At 43.6% G+C, this 14512-nt stretch carries 14 protein-coding genes; 4 read left to right on the top strand and 10 right to left on the bottom strand.

From position 1 onward, the window contains the following. Positions 1–131: 131 nt before the first annotated feature. Complete coding sequence (locus tag FHS24_RS05375; RefSeq protein WP_183619509.1) at positions 132–554, top strand: hypothetical protein; 423 nt, start codon at positions 132–134, stop codon at positions 552–554. A 224-nt stretch (positions 555–778) separates the two neighbouring features. On the opposite strand, the gene FHS24_RS05370 is transcribed toward FHS24_RS05375, so the two are convergent. Then, complete coding sequence (locus tag FHS24_RS05370) at positions 779–3313, bottom strand: Tex family protein (protein WP_183619508.1); 2535 nt, start codon at positions 3311–3313, stop codon at positions 779–781. A gap of 445 nt (positions 3314–3758) precedes the next feature. On the opposite strand from FHS24_RS05370, the gene ompR reads away from it, so the two are divergent. Both ompR and FHS24_RS05360 read left to right on the top strand, forming a co-directional pair. Then, a complete protein-coding gene (gene ompR, locus FHS24_RS05365) occupies positions 3759–4523 on the top strand; it encodes an osmolarity response regulator transcription factor OmpR (protein WP_183619505.1) in 765 nt (254 codons plus the stop codon). A gap of 183 nt (positions 4524–4706) precedes the next feature. Next, complete coding sequence (locus tag FHS24_RS05360) at positions 4707–5888, top strand: CobW family GTP-binding protein (protein WP_183620061.1); 1182 nt, start codon at positions 4707–4709, stop codon at positions 5886–5888. A 123-nt stretch (positions 5889–6011) separates the two neighbouring features. On the opposite strand, the gene FHS24_RS05355 is transcribed toward FHS24_RS05360, so the two are convergent. The 4 genes from FHS24_RS05355 to ubiG all read right to left on the bottom strand — a co-directional run bounded on the left by FHS24_RS05355 (position 6012) and on the right by ubiG (position 9042). Then, on the bottom strand, positions 6012–6278 hold the full coding sequence (locus tag FHS24_RS05355; protein WP_183619498.1) for a DksA/TraR family C4-type zinc finger protein: 267 nt from the start codon (positions 6276–6278) through the stop codon (positions 6012–6014). Positions 6279–6446: 168 nt separating this feature from the next. After that, the gene (locus tag FHS24_RS05350) at positions 6447–7244 is read right to left on the bottom strand and encodes a YciK family oxidoreductase (protein WP_183620059.1); all 798 of its coding nucleotides are present in this window, start codon (positions 7242–7244) and stop codon (positions 6447–6449) included. A 128-nt stretch (positions 7245–7372) separates the two neighbouring features. After that, entirely contained in the window at positions 7373–8083 is a 711-nt protein-coding gene (locus FHS24_RS05345) for an HAD family hydrolase (RefSeq protein WP_183619496.1), read from the bottom strand. Positions 8084–8157: 74 nt separating this feature from the next. Continuing rightward, the gene (gene ubiG, locus FHS24_RS05340; RefSeq protein WP_183619494.1) at positions 8158–9042 is read right to left on the bottom strand and encodes a bifunctional 2-polyprenyl-6-hydroxyphenol methylase/3-demethylubiquinol 3-O-methyltransferase UbiG; all 885 of its coding nucleotides are present in this window, start codon (positions 9040–9042) and stop codon (positions 8158–8160) included. A 569-nt stretch (positions 9043–9611) separates the two neighbouring features. Between ubiG and FHS24_RS05335 the strand changes: the two genes are divergently transcribed. Next, entirely contained in the window at positions 9612–10232 is a 621-nt protein-coding gene (locus FHS24_RS05335) for a thiol:disulfide interchange protein DsbA/DsbL (protein ID WP_183619492.1), read from the top strand. A 166-nt stretch (positions 10233–10398) separates the two neighbouring features. Here FHS24_RS05335 and yjgA read toward each other — a convergent pair whose 3' ends face one another. The 5 genes from yjgA to folK form a co-directional block, all read right to left on the bottom strand. Next, the gene (yjgA, locus tag FHS24_RS05330; RefSeq protein ID WP_183619490.1) at positions 10399–10911 is read right to left on the bottom strand and encodes a ribosome biogenesis factor YjgA; all 513 of its coding nucleotides are present in this window, start codon (positions 10909–10911) and stop codon (positions 10399–10401) included. A 104-nt stretch (positions 10912–11015) separates the two neighbouring features. Continuing rightward, positions 11016–12035: an RNase adapter RapZ gene (rapZ, locus tag FHS24_RS05325; protein WP_227671681.1), complete on the bottom strand. Its 1020-nt coding sequence runs from the start codon at positions 12033–12035 to the stop codon at positions 11016–11018. A gap of 43 nt (positions 12036–12078) precedes the next feature. Beyond that, positions 12079–12978 carry a pantoate--beta-alanine ligase gene (gene panC, locus FHS24_RS05320; protein ID WP_183619488.1) on the bottom strand — a complete coding sequence of 300 codons (900 nt, stop codon included), beginning with the start codon at positions 12976–12978 and terminating at the stop codon, positions 12079–12081. Between the two features lie 72 nt (positions 12979–13050). After that, positions 13051–13851, bottom strand: a complete 801-nt coding sequence (gene panB / locus FHS24_RS05315) for a 3-methyl-2-oxobutanoate hydroxymethyltransferase (protein WP_183619486.1) — start codon at positions 13849–13851, stop codon at positions 13051–13053. A 105-nt stretch (positions 13852–13956) separates the two neighbouring features. Then, on the bottom strand, positions 13957–14505 hold the full coding sequence (gene folK, locus FHS24_RS05310) for a 2-amino-4-hydroxy-6-hydroxymethyldihydropteridine diphosphokinase (protein WP_183619484.1): 549 nt from the start codon (positions 14503–14505) through the stop codon (positions 13957–13959). Positions 14506–14512: the final 7 nt, after the last annotated feature.

The following is a 14512-nucleotide window of genomic DNA, read 5'->3' as shown; positions in this document are numbered from 1 at the left end:
GATTCAGAATATTAAATAAATATCGATAGTCGGCTGTCCTATATCTTTGTTATACACAGCACACAAAATAAGCGTCAAGTTTGAAATGCTTTAAACTGACATGATAAGAATATACATTAAGGAATTGATTCATGAAAAAAAATACTTTATCTTTATCGCTACTCATTGGCGCTGCCCTCACTCTCCCAAGCTTGGCCATGGCAGCACCTGCTGATAAAGCAGCAGCAGAGAAGCAAGCGGCGGTCGCTGCAACCACACTTGAGACTGCAAGCGAAAACACCAGTAGTAAGTCAGTAGCCAATCAATCTAATCCAATTCAGATTAGCGAAACCCAAGTTATTTCAAAATCAAAAGTCAGTGTCAATAATAATGCTGGCCAACAGCCGATGACGACTGAGCTACAAGCCGAGCAAGATGCTATGCCATTACAACAAGCTGCTACGCAAAATCCAGAAGATGCGCTGCAGCCACAAGCACAAGATGAAATGCTAGAAGAAGAGGCTGTATTAGAAGAAGAGACAGAAGAAGACGTAGAAGTAACGGAAGATTTATAAATCATAGCTCAAAAGCTTGTATGAGTAGATAAGACCTTAAAGCTCTTTATTACTAACTGACCTATTACTAACAAAGCAATTACCAACAAGCTAAACCACTCTTAAGGGGATTCCTCCAATATATTCCCAATAAAAAAGGCAGCCATCAATGGCTGCCTTTTTTAGTTGTTTATCGTTAAATAAAAACCCTTATAACAATAAACGGTCATTACTTCAAACAGAGACTACTTTTTAGCTTTGGTCACGCCAGCTTCTTGTAATAATGCTCCAAGCGTACCCATTTTACTAGGTGCTTCTGCTTTCTCAGCTCTTGGCGCTTTGCTACGGTTATTGATGTTGTCTTTATCTTGACGATTGCCACGCGGTTTTGTCGCACGCTTATCAACCGCTGGACGGTTGCTAGCTGGACGATTGCTGCGTGGACGACTGGCTTTATCCTCATTGACTGTACTTTCTGCAGTCGACTTCGCAGCTGGGCGTACTGATTTTTCAGACTCAGGCTTCATACTAAAGCCAATGCGGCCGCGTTTTTCATCGATAGAAATCACACGTACTGAGACGATATCACCGGGCTTAACGCGGTTCATCGGGTCAGCAACGAAGTCATTGGCCATCTGTGAGATATGAACCAGACCATCTTGATGAACACCGACATCAACGAAACAACCAAAGGCTGTGACGTTGGTAACGACGCCTTCAAGCTGCATACCTTCGCTCAAGTCTTTAATGCTATTGACATCTTCACGGAAGTTAGCGGTTTTAAACTCAGGACGTGGGTCGCGTGCAGGCTTGGCAAGCTCTTCGATGATAGCTTTGACACTGATATTGTCATCGTTAGCAGCAAGCGCAGTGGTATCGATAGTATTTAGTACACCATCATTACCGATGACTTCCGGCAACGTTTTACCGGTTTGCTCAAGTAAGCTGTCAACCAACGCATAGCTTTCTGGATGCACGCCTGTCGCATCAAGTGGGTTGCTACCACCATGCACACGTAAGAAACCTGCGGCTTGCTCAAAGGTTTTCACCCCTAAACGTGGCACGTTCTTTAGTGCTTCACGGCTATCAAAGGCGCCATGCTCTTTACGATAGGTGACGATTTGCTGGGCGACGTTTTTATTTAAACCAGCAATATGCGCTAAGATAGCAGGGCTTGCTGTATTTACATCAACACCAACGGCGTTTACGCTGTCTTGGGTGACTTTATCGAGACTATCCGCTAATTGAGTTTGATTGACGTCATGCTGATATTGACCAACGCCGATTGCTTTTGGATCTACCTTAACCAATTCTGATAGCGGATCTTGCAAGCGACGGGCAATAGAAACCGCACCGCGTACAGAGACATCTAAATTAGCCAGTTCATCACTGGCAAGCTCACTTGCCGAATAAACAGAAGCGCCTGATTCATTAACGATAACGGCTTTGGCTTTTAACTCAGAATTGGCGGCCAAAATCTCTTTAATCATCGTATCTGTTTCGCGGCTCGCCGTACCATTACCAATAGCCACCAAATCGACATTATAGGTACTTAATAATTCATCGATGACTTTTTTGGCTTCGTCCATCTTATTATCAGGGGCAAACGGATAAACGGTTGCAACAACTGGCTTGTCTTCGCTGTCTAGCATGACATGACCTTGAGCATCGACAATCGCCATTTTAACGCCATGACGAATACCCGGATCAACGCCTAAAATCACTTTACGGCCAGCAGGCGCTGACATGAGTAAATGCTGTAAGTTATTGGCAAAGACATCAATTGCATCGGCTTCAGCGGTCAGACGCTTTTCTGTCAATAAACGATGCTCGATATGTGGACGCCATTTTTCTTTCCATAGACTGGTCGCCGCTTCTGTCAAAAATTCTTGACGTTCTGCAGGCGCTTTGGCATCAATCTCAAAGTGCTTGACGATTTTTTCGATAAATGGAACGTCTTCGCCTTCGATTTTTAAACCCAAGACGTTTTCTTGGCGACCGCGCAGCATCGCTAATAGGCGATGATTTGGTAAACGCACCAAGCTTTCACTATGCTCAAAGTAATCTTTGAATTTTTCGCCAAATTCGCGTTTTTCTTCACTAGCAACAGCAGATACGATACTGGCCGTTTTAGCAAAGCCACTACGCAGATTATCAAGTAAGTCCAACGCTTGCGTCCACTCATCAACGATGATGGCTTGTACGCCTGCCAATTGCTTGTCGATATCGCTAAAATCAACTTCAATCTCATTACCGCTATCATCGGTAATGCTCGATTGAGCTTTATAGTCGGCGAGCGCTTCTATTGGCGTAATCTCTTGCGTTAAGACCGCTTGTGCTGCCACATCAAGACCAGCAGCGCGTGCTTTTGCAGCTGGTGAACGGCGACGTGGACGGTATGGCAAGTAGATGTCTTCAAGCTCAAGCTTCGATGTCGCATTATCAATACGCGTCTGCAGCTCGTCAGTCAAATTGCCCTGCGTGCTCAGCAGCTCGGTAATTTTGAGGCGACGGGTTGCCATATCGCGCTCATAATTGAGCGACTTCTCTAAAGCTCGCAGTTGCGCATCGTCAAGATTCTGCGTCTTTTCTTTACGGTAACGCGCAATAAACGGAACGGTCGCGCCTTCATCGTAAAGTTTGACAAACGCATTGACTTGAGCAGTCTTAATGCCAAGCGCGCGAGCAAGCTTGTCGTGAATATTCGCGTGTGTGGTTGCATCCAAAACCTGTGCATTTGTCGAGGTTTGAGATGGCGTTAAGGTATCAGTGCTACTCATAGACGTATCAATCGTTGAGAAATGTAGTTTTGCATTATAGCAAAAGCTGCATGAATAAAAATCCTTTTTATCTTTTCGTTATTTATCGCCTGTTTTGTGGCAAAAATCGTCTGATATCGTCCGTTCTAACGCCTTGTTAAACAAACGCATACAGCATTTATCCGTATCAGTGATGCAATTGCGCCTGCAATCTTATACACTAAAGTATCAAAGGCACAAATATGGCTAAGCACTACCATATTGAACAAAAGTCTTTATTTTTATAGGTTTTTTCGACGACTATATTTTTTTATGACAATTAATGATTTGCTTATCATGATTTACTTATCAATGGATTGATCATTAAATAATAACAAGATTTTTACCCACGTTTTTAATGATATTTTTATAAACGTTTTTTACTAAAAACTGCTACTAATAATAATTTTTATAAGAGGATGACTGTATGACAGATAACAACAGCCCTGACACCTTAAACCAGCGCATTTTGGTCGTTGATGACGATGCACGCTTGCGCTCTTTATTACAACGCTTTCTAGAAGACGATGGTTTTGTCGTCCGTACGGCTCATGATGGCAATCAGATGGACAAATTGATGCAACGTGAGCTGTTCTCATTGGTGGTTTTGGATTTGATGCTACCAGGCGAAGACGGTATTAGTATCTGTAAGCGCTTGCGTGAAGACAATGGTGATATTCCGATTATCATGCTTACTGCCAAAGGTGGCGATGCTGATCGTATTGCTGGCCTTGAAGCCGGCGCTGATGACTATTTGCCGAAGCCCTTTAATCCAAAAGAGCTATTGGCCCGTATCAAAGCGGTGCTGCGCCGTCAGAATCGTGAGCTACCCGGTGCGCCAAGCCATCAGCTTGAAGTGGTTGAGTTTGGACCATGGACACTTGATTTATCGACCCGTACTCTTAAACGTGACGGCAATGTTGTCACTTTGACGACCGGTGAATTTTCAGTATTAAAAGCCTTGGTTCAGCATCCCCGTGAGCCGTTGACGCGTGATAAATTGATGAATCTAGCCCGTGGTCGTGAATGGGGCGCGATGGAGCGTTCTATCGATGTACAAGTATCACGTTTGCGCCGTCTGATTGAAGACAATCCTTCACAAGCGCGTTATATTCAAACCGTTTGGGGCGTAGGTTATGTGTTCGTGCCGGACGAAGCAGAAGTCGAGGCAGCCAAAAGTGAGTCGTTATAAACTCATAAATGCTGCTTGCAGCTATTGATACAGTAGATTGTATTTAAAAAATAGTTATTGCTGGGATAAACTTCTCAAAGCTTCTTGAGTGTAAAGCGCGCAGCAAGCGAGGAAAGTTTATACTAGCACCATACTATCTTTACGGTACTTTTTATTTTGAACTGACTATACCTCAGATGGTTAATATCTAATCTTATTAATATCACGGGCACAACATTGAAACCACCTATTATTCTTCAAAACATACCCTGCACCTTGGTGACAGGGTTTTTGGGTTCTGGCAAAACCACACTCATCAATCAATTAATTGCGACCAAACCAACGGGTGAACGCTGGGCGTTATTAATTAATGAGTTTGGTCATATCGGGATCGATGGCGCGCTACTAGCCAGCTCACGAGATAGCCATACGACAAATGACATCGCCATTCGTGAAGTGAGCGGCGGCTGCATTTGTTGTACCAGTCAGTTGCCACTACAAATCGCTCTGAGTCGCCTGCTCAGTGACCATCATCCGAAGCGTCTGCTTATCGAGCCAACAGGGCTTGCCCATCCGCGTGAGCTTATCCAACAGCTTAGCGCGCCGCATTGGCAAACGGCTTTAAAGATGCAAGCGGTCATAACAGTGCTTAGCGCCCTACAATGGCAACAAGAAAAATACCGTACTCATGAGGGTTTTCAGGCTCATGTCCGCGATGCCGATGTCTTAGTTATTAATCGCTATGCTCAATTAAGCACTGACGAAAAACAAGCGCTTCAAGCGTGGGTAGCCAAGCTCAATGCACAGGTTTTTACTATTTGGGCAGAATCTAATAAGCAAATAACCACTCATGAGATAGATACATCCACAGGTTATTCTGCAGCATTACGTGCGCAGCTTTCTAAACCCAGTTTTGTCATCTCAAAGCAGCAAAGAGTCAATATCGCTGAGCCATACAGAGCTGTTGTGGGCTTAAGGCCGCTGAGTAATTCTTTAACAGCTAATACCTTACACAATCCTGAAAGCAATGGCGATAGTAAGCCTGATACAAGTATAGAGCTGCCCTATCGTTATCATGAGCAACAGCAAGATATTCTACTGGCAGGGTGGCGACTGCCAGCAGAATATGTATTAGATGCCGATAATTTACAGGATTGGTTGTTAAAGCTGCCAAATTGGCAACGTATCAAAGGCGTTGTGCATACCTCTCATGGCTGGCTACAAATCAATTTTACTCCTGATAGCTTGTCTACAAAGACAGTGAGCGCACAAGCAGATAGCCGACTAGAGATTATTTTGCAAGCAAGTATTGAGCAAGAAGATGCGACAGCGGTTAAGATAGATTGGGAGGTCTATGACCTTGAGCTGATGGCAATGATGCTATAGTTATTGATTGCATAGCCATCTATCGGCAGTGATAGACAGGTTATTGATAATACTCAGTAGTACTGATAAAGATAAAACCAATAAAAAAATCCCCCACTATTAAAATAATGGGGGATTTTTTTATTAGCGCAATTGACTGTCTTTACTACCGCGGCGGTTAAATAATTCAGTCGCCTTTGCTTCTTGTTCAAGCTCCGTCTGACAGCCGACGCAGTGCTGCACGCCCGGTACTGCAATGCGCCGCGCTTCTGGAATCGGATTGCCACATTCATCACAAAACTCAGCGCTTTTACCCGTTGGCAGCGCACGCCGTGCTCGCTCTAACGCGTCATTGACAGTCGCATCCATTTGCTCATGCTCTGCCCCATCTCTTGACCAGCCACCTGCCATAATCCCATCCTATTTTTTATTAACGATATTTAAATCATAATTTATAAAAGTCTTTAATAACAAATAGATGGGGTTACATATCACTTATTTCAATAAATAAGTAATTTTATAAAAACTATCAATGGCTATAAGAATTCCGAGCAATAAGATTACAGATGCTTATTAATATTAATCTTTTGGTTGTAGCTCAACCACTTGACCGCGCACACCGATGCTCTCATCACTCATAAAAAACACATAACCGCCTATAATATCCTCAGGGGTTTTGAGGCTCATTGGATTTTCACCGGGAAAGGCATGCGCGCGCATATTGGTACGGGTACCGCCAGGATTGATACAGTTAAAGCGCAAGTTAGTGGTATTCTGCGTTTCTTGAGTAAAGATATCGCTCATGCCTTCTACCGCTTGCTTAGAGAGTGCATATGCGCCCCAAAATGCGCGAGGATGCGTGCCAACACTACTAGATGTAAAAACGATAGAACCATTCGGTGCGTCTTTAAGTAAAGGCAGAAGCGCTTGCGTGAGCATAAAGGTGGACGTGAAGTTGACCTTCATTACTTGGGCAAACATATCGACATCGTACATCTCAAGGGGCGTCAAAGCCCCAAGCATGCCTGCATTATGCAAGATACCATCGAGCTGACCGACTTCTTTAGCAATCAGATTTTCTAGCTTTTGCATCTCAGCATAGGTTGCACCTTCCAGATTCATCGGTAGCATGGCAGGCTGTTTGCCACCAAAGCTCTCAATTTCATCATAAACGTATTCAAGCTTACTGCTAGTACGCCCCAACAATAATACCGTCGCACCATAGCGCGCATAGGTTAAGGCGGCGATACGCCCGATACCATCACCGGCACCCGTTACCAAGATAGTTTTACCATCTAAACAGCCATCAGACGGTATAAAATTACGAATATCTTCGTGCGATACAGCTGGCACAGTTGTTTGCGCTGCTGATGGCATCTCTTGCTGGCTAGTAGGCTTATTAGTATTGTCACTCATGGCATTACTCACTGCTTATTATTTAATAGGTAGGGTGCTTAATAGCTATTTCGTTAAATGGTTTATTTGCTTTATAAGGCTTATTTGCTTTATAAATAATCAAACTTGCCAGAAGAAAGCAATAACTTATTCAAGTCTGCAGGGGTTTCAGTAATATAATCTGCACCCCATTTCTTAAGGTTTTTTTGATCTTCTGGTGGAATATAACCATAAGCTGCTAAGATAGTCGGCATACCCGCAGCCTTGCCAGCTTCGATATCACGTATATGATCGCCAACATAAATCACACTTTCAGCAGCACCACGCGGGATAGAAAGTTTTTCTAGCGCCGCATACATAGGCTCTGGATCGGGTTTAGAGCGCGATACATCATCTGGACACACCAATACCGAACAGCGCTCATTTAACTGCATTTTTTCTAATAACTGCTCAGCGAGATAGCGCGGCTTATTGGTAACAATACCCCATGGCACGCTTTTTTCTTCTAAGACGCGCAGCACCTCTTCAAGCTCATTAAAAATACAACTATCGACACATATTTCCGCTTCATAGTCGTCTAAGAACTGCTGACGAAACTCCAGTAATTCAGCTTCACTGACCTCAAGCTGGTCATTATGACGCAGCATCAGCTGTACCATTGCCGTGGCACCGGCAGAGACTTGCTCACGAATTTCGGCTTCAGGTGGCGCTTGCCAATCATTCTCACTACTCATTTTACCAATAATGCGCACGAAGTCGGCGGCAGTATCGATTAATGTGCCATCAAGGTCAAACAAGACAGCTTTTACAAATTGGCTCATAACAGGCGCTCTTAATATTAATTTAAAACATTGATTTAAAAAGTGGTCAGATAGGAATGCTTATAAAAGACAATTTACGCCAGTGGCTTTTGTACCGCCATCATATAATTCACATCGACGTTTTGTGCCAACCAATAGCGCTTGGTCAACGGATTATAATGCAGTCCAATGATGTCTTGACGGATAAAGCCTGCAGTTATCGCCATTTTATCTAACTCAGCTGGAGTGATAAATTTGGCATAATCATGGGTACCGCGATCAAGCAGGCGCAATACATACTCTGCCCCAACGATGGCAAACAGGTACGATTTAGGATTGCGGTTAATCGTTGATAGCACACAAACACCGCCTGGCGCTAATAGCGCAAAGCACGCCTCAACGATAGCAGTGGGGTCTGGCACATGCTCAAGCATCTCCATACAGGTCACAATATCGAACTGACCGGCATGGGTGGCAGCTAAATGCTCAATAGGAATATGCTGATAACGCAAAATATCATTTAAGTTGCTTTGCTCAGCATGTAAGGTCGCTGCTTTGAGGTTTTCGGTACCGAGGTCGATACCGGTGACATCAGCGCCACGACGTGCTATTGATTCTGACAAAATACCGCCACCGCAACCGACATCAAGGACTTTTTTACCCGCTAAGCCCATCTCTGCCGTTTTATCGCTATCAGCACTCATAAAGCCGCGCTTGACGTTTTCTTCTATCCAGTTAAGACGTAGCGGATTGATTTCATGCAAAGTGGCAAACGCACCGGTCTTATTCCACCACTCGCTTGCTAAGTTATTGAATTTTTCCACTTCACTGGCATCAACATTAATAGCAGTGTTTTGGTTAAAGTCATTAGCTGTAGTATTGGCATTTAGCTCGTTATTTGCATAATCGTTTGCATAGTTGTTTGAATCGTTCTTTGACTGATTATTCATAGGATGCGCAGAAGAGAAAGCTTGGCTCATAGGGTTTTTCCTTTATGGGTATTATAGTTATTATCGTTTATAGGCATGCTCAATATTAGCATGAGAGCGACGACTTTGTCGTGAGTACATCGTCACCGATTGTGAATCGCTGCAGTAAATACTTAAGTTTTAATAAACACTTACGCGTTATGATTGTTGAGCATCTGACTTTTATAAAGCTAAAAAACCTGAAACTGTTTTGTAAATTTAAAGGTTATAAATAAGTCTTTCTTAACAAGCCTTAGTGAATAAACACCTTTCTCTATGACAAAACATAATAACTTTCTGCTTAAAGCTAGCAGCTTAAAACTAGCAGCTTAAAAATGATAAGTAAGATGCCTTAAATAATAGCTCACAGCTTTACAACCGTTAGTTAAGAATCGGGTTCACAAGTACGGGCATTTTACGCTATTATAGTCCGTACTCTATTATAGGTCGATTTAGCTAGGACAATTAAGATAATGCATCATTGTTTATCTACTTTAAACCCTATATAAATACGCTAAGCAACTTTTGATATGAAAAATTTGAACCAAACATTTTAAATTTTGACACCTCAAGGAACAAGTATGAAACGTATCATCGCATTGACTGGTCTGGCTTGTGCTATTGGGCTGGCCAATATGGGCGCACAAGCCGCCAATTATGTCGCAGGGAAAGATTACCGCGTGCTAGACAACCCAGAAAAAATCAGCGGTGATGCTATTATTGTGCGTGAATTTTTCTGGTATGGCTGCCCGCATTGTAACGTCCTAAATCCGCATATGGAGAAATGGGCAAAAACCAAAGATAAAGACGTGGCATTCTTTAAAACCCCAGCAGCGCTAAACCCTGTTTGGGAAGCCAGTGCCCGTGGTTTTTATGCCGCGCAATTACTTGGTTATGAAAACAAAACCCATGATGCGCTATTTGATGCTGTACATAAAGACGGCAAGCAATTATTTGACCAAGCGTCATTGAGCAAATGGTATGCCTCACAAGGCGTGAACGAAAAAAAATTCAACAGCCTATATAATTCATTTGCGGTTGGCACCAAAATTGGTCGCTCACAAGCAGGCGCTAAGCGTTATCAGCTCTCAGGTGTACCAGCGGTTGTCGTTCATGGTAAATATGTGGTGACCGGCGAAAGCGCCACTGTCCCTAAAGTAGTCGATTATCTGGTCGATAAAGTACGCGCAGAGAAAAAATAGCATTAGTATTTTTAGAAAAACCTAGATTAAAAACCAAGTGCAACGCTATTTCTGATCAATTAAAAAAGCCAATCTTTACTGATTGGCTTTTTTGTATCTTAGTATTCTATCTTTAGCATTTTATAGGTAACCACTAGCCAAATTTGCTAGTCTATATCTGTTATCGCTATTTTTTTAGATGCGTTAAAATAGCGACTTCACGAATATAACTGGCCAAATCTGCTTTTGACTCCGCCATTAGCTCCTCATCGTTGGTATGCTTAGCGTACTCAATCCAGAGCAATAGCTGATACATACTATGCTGCTCAGAGGCTTTATATTGTTTGACGAACTGCTTGAGCGTACCTTCATCATTGATATTTAGACGCTCATACCAGCTCTCTATTTTAGAAACTTGCTCTTTAGGAAAATATGCATCAAATAATGCTTTTATCAGCTCATGGCGATTTTCTTCAATCATAAGCTTGCCAACACGTTTGGTCTGGCGATTGCGAGCATTAGCGCTGGTGATATCGGCAAGCGCCATCAGTTCCGCCATAAAATAATCGCTAGCGGGTAAGGCTTTAAGTTGTTTTTTCGATAAGCTGGCAAGCGGTATCGAAAGCTGCTGCAGGCGCTCATGAGCTTTTTTGAGCTCTGTGCGCGAGACGCGCATATCTTGTTCTGACCAGTCAATCATAAAAGCTTTCCATTTTTCGAGATAATAAATAATAGATAGTAAATCATAAATTTAATAGCATTTTTGCCATTTATACGTTGTAGCTTATACCTTGCGACCAACCTCTACCAACGATGCTTTTCGCGGTGCTTAGCAGCAACGGTCAATCCTTCAGGCAGGCTAACGGTCAGCTTATCTTGCAAATGCTTGGTGATAAATACCGAGCGATGTTTGCCACCGGTGCAGCCGATAGCAACCGTGACCGTGTGGCGGTTGTTATGTAAAAAATCAGGCAACCAACGGTTGAGAAATTTTGCGATATCTTCAGTCATCTCAGCCACTTCTGGATAATCGGCGAAGAATTCAGCAACCTCAGCATCAAGACCAGTCGCAGCTCGTAGCGTTGGATTCCAATGCGGATTGGGTAAAATACGCACATCAAACACAAAGTCTGCATCAATTGGGCTGCCGTATTTAAAGCCAAATGATAGCAGGTTAATCACTATTTGATTATCGACCCCCACGTAATCACGCAAGCGCTCTTTCAACTGATGAATATTCAGCATAGTGGTATCGATTTTGACATCCGCATGCTTAAATATTGGCTGCAAAAGCTGAATCTCTCTTTCGATTGCCGCCGGCAGATTATAAGCGGTATTTTCTAAGCCTTTGGTATCTTGTACCATCAGTGGATGAATACGGCGAGTGGCATTGAAGCGTGCCACCAAGGTTTCTTCTTGCGCCGTCACATATACCACGGTGACCGCGTCTTCGCCATATCTCTGCTTTAACGCATCATGAGTTTCAGCGAAATTGGACAAGTCCGCACGTGGCGTGCGAATATCGACACCCAAGGCGATGCGTTTAATCCCACTATCACAGACCAGTTTTTGCGCCGCGTCAGGAAGTAATGACAAGGGCAAATTATCGATAGAATAATAACCCAAATCTTCTAAAATATTGAGTACTGAGGTTTTACCCGAGCCTGAGCGCCCTGACACCACCAAGATACTTAACCTATCTTTATTTTCTGCTTTCGCGTTTATAGGCTTTGCTAAATTGTTATTTGCCTGTGCTTGCTCATCATTTAACTTAGCTTGATCTATATGGGTTTTAGCTTGCTTGTCATCCTTACTTGCACTCATGATCCGTCATCCTAATAATTGCGTCTGGCGAATTACTCTGTCATCACGGCAGCTTTACCGTCACTAACTGATTGTCTAACAAACGTGCACGGCCCAACCAAGCTGCAACCAAAATTACCAACTCCTGCTGATTTCCATCAAAAGATGCAGATGCACCATCTGTCTCTAAAGAATCGAGCTGAGCCGTTTTCACTTCTAAATAATCAATCTTAAAGTCCGCCTCAGTGATGCGTGCCCGTGTCTCTGTTAACAAAGGAGCAAGCCCTTGTTCAAGATGCTGACCCTGCATGAGTTGCTCGGCTAAGCGTTGTAATTCTTGATGTAGTACAGGAGCAATATTGCGCTCATCTTCAGTTAGATATTGATTGCGCGAAGATAATGCTAGGCCATCAGCAGCACGTACAATAGGCGCACCTATAATTTCGATGGGATAGCTTAAATCACGCACGATTTGCTGGATAATCGCCAGTTGCTGATAATCTTTTTGACCGAATACGGCAACTTCAGGTTGGACGATATTAAATAGTTTAGATACAACGATGCCGACACCATCAAAGTGATTGGGGCGCGATTGACCACATAGTTGTGTGGTAATTTCTCCCGCTCGCACCGACGTTGGTGGCGGTAATACCGGATACATCTCATCAATGCTTGGGGCAAATACATAGTCGGCATCAACAGTAGCAAGCTTAGCTACATCTGCATCTAAAGTGCGTGGATAACTATCAAAATCCTCACCGACGCCAAATTGGGTAGGATTGACAAATATACTCACCACCACAATATCGGCATGCTGCTTGGCAAGCTTCACCAGCTCAAGATGACCCTCATGTAGATTGCCCATAGTTGGCACTAACGCAATGCACTGCTTACTATCTTGTTGACCGCGATAAGAATTTAAGGCTGCACGCAGTGTTGAGATATGATGATGAATGCTTGGCATGGTAAATACTCTTATCCTGATAGCTTTTTCTACTGATAATCGTCAAAATACTAAATATCAAATTAGATAAGACTAGCTAAATTGGTGCTGCTCAGTGGGGAAGCTGCCGTCACGTACCGCTTGCTGATATAAGGCAAATGCGCCTTCAATACTATGCTCGCTATTACGCTCATCAGTCAAAAAATCATGGACAAAGCGCGGCACACGACCGTGCACCATACCCAGCATGTCATGCATGACTAAGACTTGACCATCTGTATCGGCACCAGCGCCAATACCAATGACCGGCACGGCAACCGCTTGAGTCACAGCTTTAGCAAGCTCAGCGGGTACGCACTCTAGCACTAAAAGTGCAGCGCCAGCAGCAACGACCGCTTTGGCATCAGCAAGCAGTTTATCAGCCGCCTCGTCACCACGCCCTTGGATTTTGTAACCGCCAAAGACATTGACTGATTGCGGTGTCAGACCCAAATGTACACAAGTGGGCGTGCCTGCTTGCGCCAAAGTCGTGACTAACTCGCAAAGCTCACTGCCGCCTTCAATTTTAATCACATGCGCGCCTGCCTGCATCAGCTTGCGGCTATTGGTCACTGCTTCTGGGAGTGTCACATAACTCATGAACGGCAAGTCGGATAAAATCAACGCATGCTTATTACTACGAGCAATATTGGCCGTATGATAAGCCATATCATCGACACTGACCGGTAAGGTCGAATCATGACCTTGCACCACCATTCCCAGACTATCACCAATCAATATCGTATCGATTTGTGCTTTATCCATCATCCTCGCAAACATCGCGTCATAACAGGTCAGACAGGTAAATTTAGTGCCGTCTTTTTTAAATTTATTTAAAGTCGATAACGTCGTCATATCGTTACATCATCCTCAATGCTTTTAATCATTAATGCTTTTAACTATCACTGACTGGTCCTACTGCTAAATGCCAATTTGCACTACTTTTTAATAAATAATGTATTAATCATCTGATAGCAATCTTAACCCTGTCCAATCATCACTCAGCGGATAATCCGTTATTTGCTTACCTGCAATGACCAACTCTGGTACTAACTCTCGCAGCGGTATCAAAACAAAATTGCGTTCAGGCAAGCCAGCATGCGGTATGGTTAATTGCGGCTCTGATATTTGTACGTCACCATATAATAAAATATCGACATCAAGGCTACGCTCGCCCCAACGGCGCAAACGGGCGCGTTTGGCTTGCTGTTCTAACGCTTGACAAAAATCAAGCAGCTCCAATGCAGTCAAGGTAGTCTCAAAACCTGCGACCGCATTAATGAAATCAGGTTGGTCTTGCGGTCCCATCGGCGCTGAGGCATAGAAGGAAGACACCCGTACCGCGCATATTTGCTCGTGCTTTTGCATAGTGGCAACCGCTTGCTGCAAATGCTCGACAGGCGAACCTAGCTCATTTTTCAGATTGCTACCTAAGCCCACATAGCAGGTAACCCAAGTTGCTTCAGCATGGCTCTCATGGTCGTCACTAGCATCAAAGTGCGTATTCATAGTTATC

Source organism: Psychrobacter luti (assembly GCF_014192115.1).
Lineage (GTDB): Bacteria > Pseudomonadota > Gammaproteobacteria > Pseudomonadales > Moraxellaceae > Psychrobacter > Psychrobacter luti.
This window is presented reverse-complemented; position numbering and strand designations above follow the sequence as displayed.